General features: G+C 60.0%; 14 protein-coding genes and 2 pseudogenes. 9 read left to right on the top strand and 7 right to left on the bottom strand.

Annotated elements, in window-relative coordinates; all coding sequences use genetic code 11:
- Window positions 1-152: 152 nt before the first annotated feature.
- Entirely contained in the window at window positions 153-656 is a 504-nt protein-coding gene (locus BS630_RS33910; protein WP_077980984.1) for a cytochrome b, read from the bottom strand.
- Window positions 657-1,176: 520 nt separating this feature from the next.
- Here BS630_RS33910 and copM point away from each other — a divergent pair.
- From copM to BS630_RS33890, 3 genes are all read left to right on the top strand, one after another.
- Window positions 1,177-1,608: a CopM family metallochaperone gene (copM, locus tag BS630_RS33900; protein ID WP_077980982.1), complete on the top strand. Its 432-nt coding sequence runs from the start codon at window positions 1,177-1,179 to the stop codon at window positions 1,606-1,608.
- 11 nt (window positions 1,609-1,619) lie between these two features.
- Complete coding sequence (locus BS630_RS33895; protein ID WP_077980981.1) at window positions 1,620-1,952, top strand: four-helix bundle copper-binding protein; 333 nt, start codon at window positions 1,620-1,622, stop codon at window positions 1,950-1,952.
- A 112-nt stretch (window positions 1,953-2,064) separates the two neighbouring features.
- On the top strand, window positions 2,065-2,619 hold the full coding sequence (locus tag BS630_RS33890) for a c-type cytochrome (RefSeq protein WP_077980980.1): 555 nt from the start codon (window positions 2,065-2,067) through the stop codon (window positions 2,617-2,619).
- Window positions 2,620-2,680: 61 nt separating this feature from the next.
- Here the strand turns inward: BS630_RS33890 and BS630_RS33885 are convergent, their stop codons facing one another.
- Both BS630_RS33885 and BS630_RS33880 read right to left on the bottom strand, forming a co-directional pair.
- A complete protein-coding gene (locus tag BS630_RS33885; protein ID WP_077980979.1) occupies window positions 2,681-3,361 on the bottom strand; it encodes a peroxiredoxin-like family protein in 681 nt (226 codons plus the stop codon).
- Window positions 3,362-3,435: 74 nt separating this feature from the next.
- On the bottom strand, window positions 3,436-6,681 hold the full coding sequence (locus tag BS630_RS33880) for an adenylate/guanylate cyclase domain-containing protein (protein WP_077980978.1): 3,246 nt from the start codon (window positions 6,679-6,681) through the stop codon (window positions 3,436-3,438).
- Between the two features lie 274 nt (window positions 6,682-6,955).
- Here BS630_RS33880 and BS630_RS33875 point away from each other — a divergent pair, with 274 nt between their 5' ends.
- Window positions 6,956-7,207 carry a ribbon-helix-helix domain-containing protein gene (locus tag BS630_RS33875; protein ID WP_027665810.1) on the top strand — a complete coding sequence of 84 codons (252 nt, stop codon included), beginning with the start codon at window positions 6,956-6,958 and terminating at the stop codon, window positions 7,205-7,207.
- Window positions 7,208-7,209: 2 nt separating this feature from the next.
- A complete protein-coding gene (locus BS630_RS33870; RefSeq protein ID WP_077980977.1) occupies window positions 7,210-7,560 on the top strand; it encodes a type II toxin-antitoxin system RelE/ParE family toxin in 351 nt (116 codons plus the stop codon).
- A 167-nt stretch (window positions 7,561-7,727) separates the two neighbouring features.
- Here BS630_RS33870 and ilvB read toward each other — a convergent pair whose 3' ends face one another.
- Window positions 7,728-9,434: a biosynthetic-type acetolactate synthase large subunit gene (gene ilvB, locus BS630_RS33865; protein ID WP_077980976.1), complete on the bottom strand. Its 1,707-nt coding sequence runs from the start codon at window positions 9,432-9,434 to the stop codon at window positions 7,728-7,730.
- Between the two features lie 422 nt (window positions 9,435-9,856).
- Window positions 9,857-10,945 (bottom strand): LacI family DNA-binding transcriptional regulator, encoded by a 1,089-nt coding sequence (locus BS630_RS33860; protein WP_077980975.1) that lies wholly within the window; start codon window positions 10,943-10,945, stop codon window positions 9,857-9,859.
- Window positions 10,946-11,293: 348 nt separating this feature from the next.
- On the opposite strand from BS630_RS33860, the gene BS630_RS33855 reads away from it, so the two are divergent.
- From BS630_RS33855 to BS630_RS33845, 3 genes are all read left to right on the top strand, one after another.
- Entirely contained in the window at window positions 11,294-12,256 is a 963-nt protein-coding gene (locus BS630_RS33855; protein ID WP_077980974.1) for a sugar-binding protein, read from the top strand.
- Between the two features lie 79 nt (window positions 12,257-12,335).
- Window positions 12,336-13,877 carry a sugar ABC transporter ATP-binding protein gene (locus BS630_RS33850; RefSeq protein ID WP_077981265.1) on the top strand — a complete coding sequence of 514 codons (1,542 nt, stop codon included), beginning with the start codon at window positions 12,336-12,338 and terminating at the stop codon, window positions 13,875-13,877.
- A 44-nt stretch (window positions 13,878-13,921) separates the two neighbouring features.
- Window positions 13,922-14,947, top strand: coding sequence for an ABC transporter permease (locus BS630_RS33845; protein WP_077980973.1), 1,026 nt, complete (start codon window positions 13,922-13,924; stop codon window positions 14,945-14,947).
- Window positions 14,948-15,018: 71 nt separating this feature from the next.
- Here BS630_RS33845 and BS630_RS37585 read toward each other — a convergent pair.
- Window positions 15,019-15,271: pseudogene (locus tag BS630_RS37585) on the bottom strand (ISNCY family transposase); the annotation flags it as partial.
- Window positions 15,248-15,553, bottom strand: a pseudogene (locus BS630_RS37730) (helix-turn-helix domain-containing protein); the annotation flags it as partial. The pseudogenes BS630_RS37730 and BS630_RS37585, both read right to left, overlap by 24 nt.
- Between BS630_RS37730 and BS630_RS38345 the strand changes: the two are divergent.
- The gene (locus tag BS630_RS38345; protein ID WP_167383853.1) at window positions 15,491-15,658 is read left to right on the top strand and encodes a hypothetical protein; all 168 of its coding nucleotides are present in this window, start codon (window positions 15,491-15,493) and stop codon (window positions 15,656-15,658) included. The pseudogene BS630_RS37730 and the gene BS630_RS38345 sit on opposite strands and share 63 nt — an antisense overlap.
- Window positions 15,659-15,756: the final 98 nt, after the last annotated feature.

Below are 15,756 nucleotides of genomic sequence, written 5' to 3'. Positions count from 1 at the left end.
CTCCTCGAACTACACGCAATGCAGCTCGATTTCAATTGCGACTTCATCTGTCGTCGATGTTCGCGTCCTTTATGTGGCACGGAACCGCTTGCCGTTCAGATCCTGGATTCTCAGCCAACACCGGCCGCTACGTCGTGCTGCTGTTCGCCACGTTACAGATCCTCGGCTGACCGCTTCCGGCGCGGGAACACCATCCGGTCGACCGTCTCGTCACGAGCGACGATCGTGTGCCAAATCGCCGCCGTGAGATGCAGCGCCACCATCGCCAGGATTATCCTCGATCCGACGACGTGGTATGGCGCAATCCCGAACCAGAAGTAGCTCGCGACGAGGCCCATGCAGGCCTGTCCAATGATCGCGGCGTAGAAGGCGTGGTGAAGCGCCGCGGCTGCTCGCTCACTCCATGAGCTGGGTGCGCTGGTTTCGGAGGGCTGAAGAAGACGAAGAACCAACCGCAGGCCCATCAGCAGGCCAATCGCCATACCCGCGTAGTTGTGGAGATGGTGCTGGACGACGTCCCAGTACGCCGGAGTCATGCCCATGTGGACGGCGTGATGGGTTCTCTCGATGCTGCCGCCCGTCAGATACTGGACCGGCACCAAGAGGGCGATCAGCCAGTGAAGTCCTATCTGGGCCAGCGAATAGCCAGGTTTCATCGAATTTTTCCGAGCGAGAGGCGCAGACTAGCCCGCGACGGTTAATGCTTCCTCATCGGCCGTTGCTAAAAGAAATAAGTGCTACAGATCAACCTTCCATTGGAACATTTCTGCTGGCGCCCAGTTCGGCGCCGGAAGGGAACCCAGCCGAATGAGACTTGGAAGCATCTTCCGGTACGCTCAGCTTTTGCTCGTCGCTCTCCTGGTGGCGGCGAGTTCTTTCGGCATGGCCGCGGCGCCGAGCACCCTGCAAAGCCAGCACTGTGCCGTCGTGGGGGAGCGTGATCGCCATGCGGGGCATGCCTGCGGCACGCAGGCCGGGTGCTGTTCGGCGATGCACTGCTGTCCGATCCTTGCGGAACTTGCCAAGGTCGCGGCTCCGCGCTTCGAACCGGGGAGGCATGAACGGACGGAGCCCGTCGACAGGCCGCTCCTGCTGGTCCGTTCAATCGATCCGCCGCCCCGATTACAGGCGGGCTAAGACGGACCAAACAATCAACCAGATTTCGGAGATCGAAAAATGAAGACGTTCACCAAGCTTGCCTTGTGCACGGCAGTCGCCACCGGCTTTGCTATCCTGCCATCGGCGGTTTCCGCCCAGTCGACGATGGCCTATCCGGAAAAATGCAAGTCCAAAGACATGGACATGTCGAAGGCGGACATGCCTTCGGGCGGCATGCCGATGGGCGACATGACCGACTACCAGAAGGCGTCGATGGACGGCATGAAGGGCATGCACATGAACATGATGCAGGGGATGATGAAGAAGGACGCCGACGTCTCCTTCGTCTGCGGCATGATTGCCCACCATATGGGCGCGATCAGCATGTCGGAGGTCGAACTCAAGTACGGCAACAATGAAGAGGCCAAGCAGATGGCACAGAAGGTCATCGAAGCCCAGAAAAAGGAGATCGAAGAGATGTCCAAGTGGGTGGACAAGGAAGTCAAATAGGAGATTGCGCCATGCATCATATATCGACTGAAATCAAAGCCTGCATCGACAACTGCCTCGCCTGCTACAGCGAATGCCTGTCGATGGCCATGGGACATTGCCTGGAACTGGGTGGGGAGCATACCAAGCCTCCGCACTTCAAGCTGATGATGGCATGCGCGGAGATTTGCCGGACCTCAGCGCACTTCATGCTGATCGGCTCGGAGCACCACAAGCATGTCTGCGGGGAATGCGCAGAAATCTGCGGCCAGTGCGCCGAAGACTGCGAGCGGGTGGGCGACATGCAAAGCTGCGTCGACGCCTGCCGCCGTTGCGCCGATAGCTGCCGCAAGATGGCGGCGTGATCGGGGAGGGCGTTCTCCGTCCGCGCCCTTCCTGCCCAGATGAGAACGGATATCCGTTGAAGCGACGGATATCCGAAGCAAGCGGCATGGCCCGGTTTGGAACGCAGCGTTTATGAAACAACCCGCTTATATGAAGAAGGCTGGGCTGCTCTCCATCGTGGGAGCAGTCCTGATGGCCGGGCTTCCATCGCCCGCCTCGGAGGACCTCGTCTCCCGTCGACAGGCGGACATGAAGGCCATGGCCGCCGCGGCGAAGACGATCTCCGGCATGTTCAAGGATCCGGCGGCCTACAACGCCAGCGAGTTCAAATGGGCGGCCGACACCATCCGCGACAAGTCCGGGAGTATTCTCTCCGCACTTTTCGCGTCCGAGGCCGACAGTCGGCAATCGAAGGCCGGGCCGAACATCCTTAAGGAGCGCGACCGGTTCGACCGCATCGCCAACGACCTGCGCGACTACGCCGTCGCGCTGGACGCCGCCGCGCAGAATAACCCAGGACAGATGTCCGCCAGCATGCGCATGAAGCCTGGGGAAGCGATGGGTGGCGGCCCGCTCGGCACCCATGTTCGCAACGAGCAGGAACTGCTGGCAATGCCGGCGGAACACGCGTTCCACCTTATGCTTCAGACCTGTACGACCTGCCACGCCAAATTCAGGATGGAATAGGGGCGATCACGCGGGACCGGGAATTGCTCGCCTTGTTCAAGCGTCCGACCTTTCGGCCCCATCAAACAGCCATGTTCGACGCTGCCGACATCACTTCCCGAGGGGCTGGACCGCCGAACATATGGCGGCCATCCTCCTCGACTTCGGTGAAACACCAGCGCACGACGCCATCCCGATCGAGCAGGAATTCGCCGACGAGCTGGCCGTGGCCGGCGGCGATCATCTGCTTGTCATCCTCGGTGATTTCATAGCCGTCCGCCTTGTCGAGGAATTTCGACGCCGCCATCGGGTCCATAGGCGCTGGAAGCTCGCCCGGCATGTCGATGCGCATCGACATCACCGTGTTCATGCTGACTTTGCGCGGCCACTCATTCTCATCTTCGGTGAACTGCAGATTCGGCAGGCCGAAGGCCTTGTGCGATACCCGTTCCGGGTCCGAGGCCGCCAGCAGATTGGGAAGCGGATGGTAGCGGAAATAGAGGCGAGCGCGGTCGATCGGCGTGTTGACGACGGTCAGGCTGTCGATGCCTTTCTCCTGCAAGGCATCGGTGAGTTCGGCCATGGCGGCGATCTGCCGGCGACAGAAGGGGCAATGCAATCCGCGGAACAAACCGATGAGCACCGGCTTCTGGCCGCGAAAATCGTCGATGGCGACCTTGCCCTGGCGGGTGATCGCATCCAGCACCACGTTCGGTGCGCGATCTCCCGGCTGTAACGGTCTTGCGGCGTGGTTCTCCTGCATGTTTCGTTCCTCCCTTTATCTTCTTGAATCGATTTTCCTAATCGATCTCCGGCGATCACTGCAACGAGGACAAGTCAGTCGAGAAACGGCAAGACGACGAGCGTGCCGGGGTCGAGGTTGTGGCGGATGCACACATCCTGTGCCAGCGTGAAATACCGTTCCGCCTCGTCCATGTCGTCATGCTCAAGGCTGAGTGTCGCCAAGCCATCATAGCACGGAAAGAGCAGTTGCGGTTCATCAATTTCCTTCGCAACCTCAAGGGCTTCTTCGTAATACTTACGAGCTAGCTTCGGCTGCCCGTGGCACTGATGAATCTGGCCCAGCACGATCAGCGGCACGGAGAGGTGGTCACGCTGATCGAGCGCCCGGTCGATTTCGACGGCCTTCTCCGCCGCTGGTACACCCTCGGCGGCGCAGCGATCGGTGAAAGTACAGCAGGCAACTGCGAGGTTGGCGAGAAGGCGCGCCTGGAAGCCGAGATCGCCGATACGGATCGCAACCTCCAGACCGCGCCGGCAGATTCTGATGGCGTTAGCAGGATCGACAATCGTGTAGAGAACACCAAGATTGGAATAGGCGCGACAGGCAGCACTTTGCAGATCCGCCTTTTCGGCAACAGAGAGGCTACGCTCCACTTCCTGCACGGCCTCGCGGCGGCGTCCGAGCCGCGCAAAGGCTACCCCCTTGGTATTCAGCGCCTCCGCCATCGCTCGCGCTGTCTCCCGTCCGGCCTCGGTCGTCCCGTCGATCGGCAGCGTTTGCAGGCATTGCAGCGCCTGCGTCGCCCACTCTGCGGCAGCGGACTGATCCCCCATGCGGAAGGCCAGATGGCCGCGCTCCTGCAGAACATGTGCACGTTCGACCGGCGCGTCGATCGTTGCGATCATCGCTTCGGCTTCGGCCAAATGTGTCTCCGCTTGATCGCGGCGTCCTGCATCGAGATGCAAACGGCCGATCTTGCGCAATATCCTCGCCGCGGCGATAGGGTCATCTTTGGTGCGATGGGTCGTCAGCGCCCGCTGATAATGGTTCAAGGCGGCGTCGCGCAGCCCGGCGGGACCGCAGAGATCGGCAAGACGCTCCAGGAGCGCCTGTTGCCCTGGTGTCACCTCCGCCTCGTTTGCGAAGGCCGCAAGGGCCTGACGATAGAGGCGCATTGCATCGTCATTGGCGTAGGCCTTGCGCGCCAGATCGCCCGCCGCCATCAGATAGGTGGCGCCCTTGGCCTTTTCGGTGGTCAGGCTGAAGTGATGGCCGAGCTGTGCCAGATGCTCGGGCCGGTCGGGCGCTGCACCATATTGACGTTCCAGAACCCGGCCGATCCGTTGATGAAGCTCCATGCGCCGTTGCAGCAGGAGATTGTGGTAGATGACGTCATGCATCAGCGTCTGGCTGAAGCGATAGCCCGGCGAGCCGCCGGCATCCGGCCCGCGCAATTCCTCGATGATATTGGCATCGCAGAGATGATCCAATGCAGCATCGATGGCGGCCGGGTCTGTGGCGACGGTGCGGAGCAGGGCGGTATCGAACTTCGGGCCGACCACCGCCGCCTCTTGCGCCAGCCGTCTGATCTCCTGCGGCAGACGATCGACGCGGGCAAGCAACAGGGCTTGCAGGTTCACCGGTATATCGACATCCGTGTCTTCCGCTGCGACATGCCAGCGCTGGCCGTCATTGTGCAACGTGCCCATGTCGATCAGCGCCCGAAGGGTTTCTTCGATGAAAAGCGGATTGCCGCCGGCGCGGTCGAGGATGCGTTTGCGCATCGTCACTGGCAACTTGGCATAGCTCTCGCCAAAAAACGCAGCAAGCAGCTTCTGCCCGTCGGCCGCAAAGAGTGGGGCAAGACGTTGGACGGTGACGCTGACACGATTGGAGTCCAGTGGGTCGGTCTGCGATGTCGGCCGGTAGACCGCCAGCAGCATCAACCGGCTGCGCTCCAGCCGGTCCATCATGAAGCGAAGCACTTCCAGCGAGGCAGCGTCCGCCCAGTGCAGATCCTCAATGACAAGCAGCAGGGGACCTTGCGCCAGTCGCCGCTCGAAGACGGTGCGGACGGCATAGAAGATCTGCCGCCGCAGCTGCTCCGGCTCGATGTACCGCAACGCGCCATCGGGATCGCCGAGGCCGAGGACATGCAGAAAGAGCGGCAGAAGTCCCTCGACCTCCTCCTGCGTCAGATCGAGCGCGCGAAACCCCGTTGCCAGCAATTGCCGCGCCCTGTCGAGATCGTCTCGCTCGCCAATGCCGTAGGCGCTGCGCACGACCGCGCCGAGCGTGCCATAGGATTGTTCGCCGAGGGGAGAGCAGGTCGCTTTGCGGATGGCGAGGCCCTGGAAACGAGCGGCATTGCTGGCTATCACGACGAATTCATTGACCAGCCGCGACTTCCCGATACCCGCTTCGCCGATCAGGCGGACAAGCTGTGCTGCCCCGCCGCAGGCAAGATCGAGGCATGTCAGCAACCGCGACATTTCCGTATCTCGTCCGATCATCGGCGCCTGAAGGCCGAGACTCTCGAGCCCGCGCGCCGCATGCGGCGCTTCCAACAGCCCTGTCAGCCGATGGACAAGGACGTTTCCGCTTTTGCCGCGCAACGCCTGCGCACCGAGACTCTCGAAGGCAAAGGCATGGCGGGTGAGGCGATAGGTCAGCGGCCCGACAAGGATATCGTTTTCGCCGGCCATGGATTGCAGGCGTTGGGCGGTGTTCACCGTGTCGCCGGTCACCGAATAGGATTTTGTACTGACCGCACCGAAGCCGCCGGTAACGACAGGGCCGCTATTGATTCCGATATGCAGACGCAGCGGCACGCCGGCCCGGGCGTGCCAGCGCTCGCCGACCTGCGTGGCCCGACTGATCATATCGAGTGCGGCACCAAGCGCCCGGACCGGATCGTCCTCATGAGCGACCGGCGCGCCGAACAGCGCCAGCAGCGCATCGCCGACGAACTTGTCGACGAAGCCGCCATAGGCCTCGACCGCCTGGGTCATCTCTTCGAACAATTCGTTCTGCAGCACCCGCATGACTTCAGGGTCGATCTGCTCGCTCAGAGTCGTGAAGCCGCAGAGATCGGCAAAGAGCACGGTCACCGGCCGCCGGTCGGCATCGCCGTCAGATTTAGACTGCACCGTCTCGATGTTTGGCTTCGACGCGGGTTGGACTTTGCCTGAAACCGACGCGCCACAGCTGGGGCAGAAGGCAAAATCGGGCTGACAGGGATAGCCGCAGGCAGCGCACGAGATCGGTTGCCTTGCGCCGCATCGCGGACAGAAAGCAAAACCGCTCTGAATATTGAACCCGCAGCCGGCGCACTCCATCGCACGCGTCTCACGAAAGCCCAAACTGTTACGGCTATTTCAGCCGCAACCAGCGGGCCTCAAAACAGGAACAAGCATGAACCTGCTGCCCCAGGCCCGCAAGCACTAAACAAACGGCGAACCGACGATGATGATCCTGTTCGGAACATCTTTAAGCCAGCCGAGTCGCCGAGCGAGGTTCGAGAAACCATGTCACGATTGAATTCTTTGTGATGAATATTGACAATATATGCTACGCTGCACCACGATAGAGCAAGCACGAAAGGGTAGGCCCATGGCATCGGGCAGCATTCATGTGAAGGTCAGCGGCGTGCTGCAAGATCACATTCAGCAGCAGATCGGTGACGACGGCCTCTATGAGAATGCGAGCGAGTACATTCGCGCCCTGATCCGACGCGATTTGCAAACGCGCGACGAGGCATGGGATGGCCTGCAAAAGGAGCTTGCACCCGCAATGCGTGCCGACGACAGCGAGTTTGTCGTCGTTTCCGCTGAAGACGTTATCCGCCGCAACAAGCGCCGCTGAGCATGGTAGCCTATCGGTTTTATCCACGCGCTGACGCCGCGCAGGACAAGAATTGGCGTGACACTTTCGAAGCGTGGGGAGAAAAACAGGCAGATGCGTACATTCTCGGGCTGCATGTTTATTTGCAGCGTTTATGCGAAGATCGACTGATCTGGCGACAGCTTCCGCAACGGTTGGCAGTTCCCGCTGACATCAGGCGTCGGGCCTATTTCAGCCGCTATGAACATCACTATCTATTCTTTCGTGAGCTTGAGAACGGTGATCTTGGCGTCATGAGCATTCTTCACGAACGGATGGATTTACCGGTGCGGCTTAAAGAGGACTTGGCCGCTCTTTCAAACAAAGAGTCGTGACACAGCATCTTTGATCAGAAGCGGGCTGAAGAAAATTGATCTCATAGAACGGCATAAATCCATGATCGAGACGCCAGTCTCGATCATGAGGTCTTCGGCTAGGCTAGACGATGACTGCGGGCTGCACGATCGCACGGCTTGCTTTTGGGGTGTTCGATCATCAGCCGTTACTGCCGATGGGTATCGGTCAGCCTTGCAACCCGGCAGTGGAGGAGCACCGGCCGGTCCGCGTCGATCATCTCCTTGATTTTGGCGTCGAGTTCGCTTGGGCTTTCGCAACGAAGGCCGATGGCGCCATAGGCTTCCGCGAGTTTGGTGAAATCGGGCAGTGAGGCCGAATATGAGCGCGCTCGACTGTTGCCATCCAGTATGGAATCCCATTCTTGCGCCATGCCCGGATGCTCATCGCTCAAGACGAAAATCTTGATCGGCGCTTGATGCTGTATCGCCGTCGACAGCTCTTTCATCGTCGTTTGCACCGACGCGTCGCCGGCAATGTCGATGACAAGGCGGCCGGGATTTGCGAGCTGCGCCCCCAGCGCGGCAGGAAGGCCGAAACCCATAGTCCCCAATCCCCCTGAGGTAATCCAGCGATTGGGCCTGTCGAAACCGAAGAACCGCGCCACCCACATCTGCTGACCGATCTCCGTGGCGATGATCGGGTCGTGCGGCTTTGTCAGCGCATACAGACGCTCCAGCGCATGTTGCGGCATGATTGCATGGTCCAGCCGCTCGTAGGAAAACGAATCGTGGGTTCGCCAATGGTCGATCTGCGTCCACCACGCCCGCAACCGTTTCTGGTCGGGCATAGTGGAGAGCGACCGCCAAGCATGGATCATATCCGCCAGCACATGCGCGGCGTCGGCTTGAATGCCGATGTCGACGGGAACGCGTTTGTTGACCGACGAGGCGTCGATATCGATCTGGATTTTCTTCGAGTGAGGCGAAAACTCATGGACGCGCGAGATCGCGAGATCGTCAAACCGCGCGCCGATGGCGAGCATCAGATCGCAGTCGCCAATTGCCATATTGGCTTCATGCGATCCGTCCTGTCCGGCGACGCGCAGCCAGTTCCGCCCGCTGGCGGGATAGGCTCCAAGCCCCATGACGGTCGACGTTACGGGAAAGCCGGTGAGGTCGACGAACTCACGCAACAATCTCGACGCCTCCGGTCCCGAATTGATGATGCCGCCGCCGGCATAGATGATGGGTTGCCGGGCTTCGGCCATCAATGCGACCGCCGCTCGGATCGCGTTCCGATCGCCTTGCATTGCCGGCTGGTAGCTCGTCAGCGCAGCTACCTGGTCAGGTGCAACGTAGGTCCCGCTGGCGAAGAGCACGTCCTTCGGCATGTCGACGAGAACAGGGCCGGGTCGGCCGGCCGCCGCGATCCGGAAAGCCAGATGGATCGTTTTGGCCAGATCGTCGACGTGTTTGACGAGGAAATTGTGCTTTGTGCAGGGGCGGGTGATGCCGACCGTATCGCATTCCTGAAAAGCGTCGGTACCGATGAGACTTGTCGGCACCTGGCCGGCGAGGCAGACGAGCGGAACGGAGTCCATAAGAGCATCCTGCAGCGCCGTAACCGCATTTGTAACGCCTGGTCCCGATGTCACCAGCATGACGCCAACTCTTCCCGTCGAGCGGGCATAGCCTTCCGCGGCGTGTCCGGCGCCTTGCTCATGGCGCACCAGGAAATGTTTGATGTCCTCCTGTTGGAAGATTTCGTCATAGATCGGCAGCACCGCTGCGCCGGGATAACCGAAAATGTGTTCGACACCGTTGTCGCGCAGCGCCTGCAGAACGATCTCGCCGCCGTTCATGCGACGATCAGAGGGGGTGTTGAGGAAAGAGTTGGCTGTTTCGCCGGTCATATCTGGGTTCCGTCGTGAGTGAGGTGATGGGTGCGACGGGGCATAAAAAAAGGCCCCGTCAGGGACCTGTTTTCGGCGCATGGGTGGCTATTGCCGGACGATCAGACCGTCCTGCCCATGCGCGATATCACCACTACGAGAACCATTGCGATTTTCATGGCGCTAGAGCTAGCTCTAAATCCACACGTCGTCAACGTCGCCTCTGCGTAGATTGTATCTGTGGTTGAGATTATTTGAGATCGGTGGTTCGTCAGTGACGACGCAAGGGCAGGGCGATCCGTTCGCAAGCCTATCGACCAACGGCAAGCTCTGCCCGCTCTATCGCTCGAGAAGTGATTTCTACCACTTCCTCCAATGTGGGCCGGTCAGGAGTTCCGAGCGAGCTGGGCTCCACTCAGTGGATGAGTGACCCGGCGCGAACGCTATGGCGACGTATATGCACCATCGAGGATCTGCCGCGCCTCGGCCCGCGGCGCGGCGACGGAATGACGCTTAACGAGCGAGCATTCGAGCTTCGCAATGGGATAGCGCTTGCCGGGCACACTTTCCGGGTTGAGATGTTCGATCGCCCATTGCCCCATGGCAAGATGGGGAAGGACCGAAGTCGTCAGCGGGGGTACGAGATGTCGTGAAATTTCTTCGTCGTCATAACCCACCACCGACATGTCCTGGGGAATGCGAAGCCCTGCATCCTTGAGCGCTTCGTAGCACCCGATGGCAGTGCGGTCGTTCTGGCAGAAGATCGCAGTGGGCGGCTCTTTCAGAGCAAGCAGTTTCATCGTGGCGGCATAGCCGGCACTGGCCGACCAGTCGCCTTCAATGACCAATTCCGGATCGAAGGGTATATCGGCGGTCGCCAGCGCGCGGCGATATCCCGTCAGCCGGTCCTGCGCCGCCTGCATCCAGATTTCACCGGTGATCGTCGCGATACGATGGTGTCCGTGCATGATCAGATGCCGGGTAGAGCTCTGCCCTCCGGCGATCTCACTCGGCACCACGGCGGGAAAGGCATGGTCCGCGGTATAACAGTTCAGCAGGACCGTCGGGATGTTGAGCTTGCTGACATAGGATGGAAGCTCCACCTGGCGAGTATAAATTGTCATATATATGAGCGCCGATATGCCTCCGTTCGTCAACGCCTCGATTGCTTTCGGCTCCATGACGGGGTCACTGAGCGTCTGGGTTACCAGAAGGACATTGCCGGCGTTCCAGGAGGCTTGCCGCGCGCCTTCGATCGCAACGATCGCTTCCGGGCTGGTGGCGAGTTGATCCACGGCGAAACCGATGACGTTGTCCAGTCCCGAATAAGAGGCCTTCGTCGTATAGGTCTTCTCCATGTAACCGAGCGCGCGCGCCACCTCCAATACGCGATCGCGCGTCTGCTGTGAGATGCGGGTGCCGGGTGTGTCGTTGAGGACGAAGGAGACGGCCGCCTGCGAGCAGCCAGCCGCCGCGGCGATGTCCATCATCGTCACGCGCACAGGCTTATTTTGGGTCTTGGACTTTCGCATTCGTGGAGACTGTCTCTGCTTGGGATAACGGTTCAGGGTGATTGATTGTCGGTTTTGGTAATTAATATTATCATCTATCTGAAAGCGCTGGCAATTGCAGGAATTGTTGCAACTCTATCAGTTATTGGCAAGTGTCAGTACAAAATCGCCATCGTAGCCATTGCACGATGAAATGTTTTGATCTGCATTGATAATACTATTTACTAATTAAATTTCTTGTATACCGTCAAGGAGCGATCGGAACCAATGCCACTCGTCGCTTTGCGACGGCCCTAGGAGGGGGCGCGCATCCGGCCGGCCGTAAATCGGAAACGGGCCCGTGCAACTGCGGCCCTCGGGAGGTGTATTATGAAACAGCTGAAACGCAATGCAGCCTTGTTCTTCGCCGGGTTGATGCTGAGCGCGGCACCGATTGCCGTATCAAATGCTGCCGACAAGCCGACACTCGCATTTGTCGTCAACGGCGCATCCGACTTCTGGAAAGCCGCAGAGGCGGGCGTGAAGAAGGCGCAGGGCGAGATGCCCGACTACCAGATGGAGCTGAAGTACCCTGAGCAGGCATCTGTCGCCGTTCAGCAACGGCTTATGGAAGACTTGGTCAGTGCCGGCGTCAAGGGGATCATGGTTTCCGCAGTCGATCCCAAGACCCAGACGGACGGTTTGAACAAGATCGGCTCGCAGACTGCTCTCTTCACCACAGATAGCGACGCGCCGCAGACCAACCGCGTCGCCTATATCGGCTCATCGAATATCGACGCCGGCATGCAGGCCGCCGAAATCGCCAAGAAAGCGATGCCGGACGGCGGCAAATGCATCGGCTTCGTTGGCCTGCTCGGCGCCGACAATGCCAAGGAACGCATCCAGGGCATGAAGGACGGCCTGAAGGGCACGAAGATCGAGCTGACAGATGTACGCGGCGACGATATCGACCAGACGCGCGCAAAGAAGAACGTCGAGGACGCGCTGGTGGCCAGCCCCGACGTCACCTGCATGGTCGGCTTCTACTCCTACAATACGCCGCGCATCTATGAAGCGTTGCGCGACGCCGGCAAACTCGGCCAGATCACTGTCGTCGGCTTTGATGACGATCCGATCACGCTCGGCGGCGTCAAGGAAGGCACGGTCGCAGCGACCGTCGTGCAACAGCCGTTCGAATGGGCCTATCAGGGCATGAAGCTGATGGCGGCCTACCTCAAGGGCGACAAGTCAGGCGTTCCCGGCAACGGCTTGATCATCATCCCGACGGTAATCATCGGCAAGGATGACGTTGACAAATATGCCGCCAGCCTGAAGGCCATGTCTGGAAAATAACCCTCCTTCGCGGCGGGGGCACTTGCCGCCGCCGCGAAAGACGTCTCATGCCGACAGTATTGGCAGCCATGGACAGGCGATGAACCACAGCTCCGACTTCCCGTCACCGGACGCGCTTACAACGCCGTTCCTTTCGCTTTCCGGCGTTGGCAAGACCTATCCGGGCGTCGTTGCGCTTGAGGGCCTGTCGATCGACATCATACCGGGCGAGGTCATCGGCCTCGTCGGCGAGAACGGGGCAGGAAAATCGACGTTGATGAAGATTCTCGGCGGCGTGATCGCACCCGACCGAGGCACGATTCTGCTCGACGGAGCAGAGCTTCGTTTCCTCACTGTGGAATCGAGCATCGCATCCGGCATCGCCTTCGTTCACCAAGAACTCAATCTCTTTGAGAATCTCGACGTTGCTGCCAATATCTTCCTGGGCCGCGAGCCGCTAAAGGCCGGACCTTTCAAGCTCGTCGATCGCAATCGGCTGCGAGACATGGTGAAGCCGCTGTTGAAGCGGGTAGGGGCTCATTTTTCCGCCGACACACCCGTGGCATCGCTTTCCCTTGCCGAGCAGCAGATGGTGGAAATCGCCAAGGCGCTGTCCATCAACGCCAGGCTCGTCATCTTCGATGAACCCACGTCCAGCCTGCCGCTGGCCGAAACCGAGCGTCTCCTGAGCATTATCAAATCGCTGAAAGCCGATGGCATCAGTGTGGTTTTCATTTCGCATCGCCTCCACGAGGTTGAGCGCGTCGCAGACCGGGTCGTAGTCCTGCGCGACGGCACGCTTGTGGGCACGCTTGCCAAGAAAGACATCGGCCACGACCAGATGGTCAAGCTGATGATCGGCCGGGTGCTTGCGGCCCGGACCGCAAAACCGCAGCGCTCGCCCGGCTCGGTCGCGCTGAAGGCAAGCGGCGTGCGCACCGAGGCCTATCCCGGCCGCCCCGTTGATCTGGAAATCCGGTATGGAGAAATCATGGGGCTTGCAGGGCTCGTTGGGTCGGGCCGCACCGAGCTTGCAAAAGTACTCTTCGGCATCGACCGGAGCTACGGCGGAGCCATTCTGCAGGACGGGCGGCAAATTGCGGTCAGTTCTGCCCGAGATGCCGTCGCTCGTGGCATTTTCCTGGTCCCGGAGGATCGCAAGCGCAACGGCATTCTTCTTGATCTTCCGATCGCCCAGAACATAAGCCTTGCCGACCTTCCCCGGCTCTCCAGCCGCTTCATGCTTTCTGCCGAGCGGGAGAGGGCGGCGGCCGAAAAGCAGCGTGTTCGCCTTGGTATCAAGGCGCCCTCCGTTTCGACGCGAACCGGCACTCTGTCAGGCGGCAACCAGCAGAAGGTGGTGCTTGCCAAATGGTTGTCGATGAGCCCGAAGGTGATGATCTTCGACGAGCCGACACGCGGCATCGATATCGGCGCGAAGAACGAGATCTACGGCCTGATGCGAGCGCTTGCCGACGCCGGAGTGGCGATCCTGATGATCTCCAGCGACATGGAAGAGGTGATCGGCGTTTCTGACCGCATCGCCGTCATGCACGAGGGCCAGATCGCCGGCATATTGGAAGAGGACGAAATCAGCCAGGAAAGCGTCCTTTTGCTTGCCGTCGGCAAAAGGGTAAAATAGCCGCTGCGGCCCATAAAAATAAGGTATCGGGGGATGGATCTCGAATGATCAAAAAAGATATCGGACTGCTGCTTTTGATCGTCGTCGTCGGCATCGTCGTCGCCATCATCAATCCGCGCTTCCTGCTGCCGATCAACCTGGCCAACACTGCCAACCTGATCGGTCTGTTCGGCATCCTGTCGATCGGCCAGGCCTTTGTCATCATTACAGGCGGTATCGAGCTTTCCGTGGGCTCGCTGGTAGCACTTCTCGGCGTGCTCTTCGTCGATTTCATCGCGGTCCAGGATATGTCATGGATGCTGGCGCTGCCGCTCATTCTCGCGCTCGGCGCGGTCATAGGCGCCGTCCACGGCTGGCTGATTACTCGGCTCAACCTGCAGCCCTTCGTCGTCACCCTCTGCGGCCTCCTGATTTATCGTGGGGCAGCGCGCTTCTATACGGCTGACGGAACCGCGGGCTTTGCTTTCGGCCAGAATTTTCCAGACCTCGAATTCCTGACCGCCGGACGGTCTTACGGCGTTCCCAACACCTTCATCGCACTCGTCATCATTGCCGTGGTCATGTGGATCATGCTGCATCGCTCTGTTTTCGGGCGTTATCTATACGCGATCGGGAAGAACGAGGAGGCGGCCCGCTATTCCGGTATCCGTACCGGCCGCATGGTCATGTCGGCCTATGTCATCTGCGGGCTGCTGACGGCGCTTTCGGCGATTTATTTCGCCATGTACACACGCTCGATCTCGCCGGCGAGCCATGGTCAGTTCTACGAACTCTACGCAATTGCTGCTGCTGTACTTGGCGGTTTTTCGCTCCGCGGCGGCGAGGGATCGATTGTCGGCGTCGTGCTGGGCACGGTCCTGCTCCAGGAGTTGCAGAATCTCGTGAATCTCCTTGGTATCCCTTCGTCGTTGAATTTCGCTGTCATGGGTGGCGTGATCCTCATCGGCGTCCTGATTGACCAACAATGGCACGCGATCCGCGCAAAGCGCCGCCTTGTCTCGGCCGCCCGGCAGACCGAAACCCGTCTTTCGAACGAAGGCAGTTTGCCAGCGGTTGCCAATCAGGACTAGGTCAATTGATGGGGCCATGCGTGTCGTGACCTTGCCCCGTTGCAAGATTAGATCGGGGCGGGTGAGGGCGCCGATCCATCGTTCTGAACCAGCTCCCCGAAACAGTCGCGCCGGCCGCGTGGCTGGAAAACCCGCTTCTTGCGCTCGCGACGCGAGACCCAGATGCCGGCCTCGGTCATCCATTGCCGCAGCGTTTCCTTGGCCACCGAGATCCGGTGCAGCTCGATCAGCTTCTCGCGAGCCAGCGTCCAGATAGCGCTCCCGGATCAGATCCAGCGCCGCATTGCGAAACTCCTCGCAGTGGCGCCGGTTGCTCGGCTGGCGCTCAAGCTGCAATCGGCCGGCGATCTGTTGCGGCGACCAGCCATGCATGATGCGCTCGATCACCGATTGGCGGAGCTGCGCGAAACGGGCAAGTTTGCGGAGCTTGGCACGCCGTTCTCGCTCCATGTCATTGGCCATCACGCAGTAGTAACCGTTGAGGTCCGGCATCTCACGATCCTCGAACGTATTGCGGCGCAGCTCACGGAAAATGGTTGAGCGATGTCGGTGCAGCTTCTCGGCGATCACATCAACGCTGACCCCAGCCGTGCGCCAGCGGGCAATCTTGCGGCGTTCATCGATATCGATCCGGGAGTAGGTGCGCTTCATGTCTCGTTCCTTGCAAGGATAAACCGTTGTTATCTATTGCAAGTCGCACTTCATCCTTGAACCCACCCCCCTTACAAGCATTGTCAAAGCTGAATAGGGCTGCGACGGTGCCGGCCAGTTAGAAACGCGACATTGGCGTCCGGCTTGCTCCGACGATC

The organism is Rhizobium laguerreae (assembly GCF_002008165.1).
GTDB classification, from domain to species: Bacteria; Pseudomonadota; Alphaproteobacteria; order Rhizobiales; family Rhizobiaceae; genus Rhizobium; species Rhizobium laguerreae.
This window is presented reverse-complemented; position numbering and strand designations above follow the sequence as displayed.

Bases quoted from the DNA above. Each gene is read 5' to 3' on its own strand.
- BS630_RS33845 (WP_077980973.1), top strand. From the start codon at position 13,922: ATGATCAAAAAAGATATCGGACTGCTGCTTTTGATCGTCGTCGTCGGC.
- BS630_RS33855 (WP_077980974.1), top strand. From the start codon at position 11,294: ATGAAACAGCTGAAACGCAATGCAGCCTTGTTCTTCGCCGGGTTGATG.
- copM (WP_077980982.1), top strand. From the start codon at position 1,177: ATGAAGACGTTCACCAAGCTTGCCTTGTGCACGGCAGTCGCCACCGGC.
- BS630_RS33890 (WP_077980980.1), top strand. From the start codon at position 2,065: ATGAAACAACCCGCTTATATGAAGAAGGCTGGGCTGCTCTCCATCGTG.
- BS630_RS33850 (WP_077981265.1), top strand. From the start codon at position 12,336: ATGAACCACAGCTCCGACTTCCCGTCACCGGACGCGCTTACAACGCCG.
- ilvB (WP_077980976.1), bottom strand. From the start codon at position 9,434: ATGACCGGCGAAACAGCCAACTCTTTCCTCAACACCCCCTCTGATCGT.
- BS630_RS33895 (WP_077980981.1), top strand. From the start codon at position 1,620: ATGCATCATATATCGACTGAAATCAAAGCCTGCATCGACAACTGCCTC.
- BS630_RS33870 (WP_077980977.1), top strand. From the start codon at position 7,210: ATGGTAGCCTATCGGTTTTATCCACGCGCTGACGCCGCGCAGGACAAG.
- BS630_RS38345 (WP_167383853.1), top strand. From the start codon at position 15,491: ATGTCGGTGCAGCTTCTCGGCGATCACATCAACGCTGACCCCAGCCGT.
- BS630_RS33860 (WP_077980975.1), bottom strand. From the start codon at position 10,945: ATGCGAAAGTCCAAGACCCAAAATAAGCCTGTGCGCGTGACGATGATG.
- BS630_RS33885 (WP_077980979.1), bottom strand. From the start codon at position 3,361: ATGCAGGAGAACCACGCCGCAAGACCGTTACAGCCGGGAGATCGCGCA.
- BS630_RS33910 (WP_077980984.1), bottom strand. From the start codon at position 656: ATGAAACCTGGCTATTCGCTGGCCCAGATAGGACTTCACTGGCTGATC.
- BS630_RS33880 (WP_077980978.1), bottom strand. From the start codon at position 6,681: ATGGAGTGCGCCGGCTGCGGGTTCAATATTCAGAGCGGTTTTGCTTTC.
- BS630_RS33875 (WP_027665810.1), top strand. From the start codon at position 6,956: ATGGCATCGGGCAGCATTCATGTGAAGGTCAGCGGCGTGCTGCAAGAT.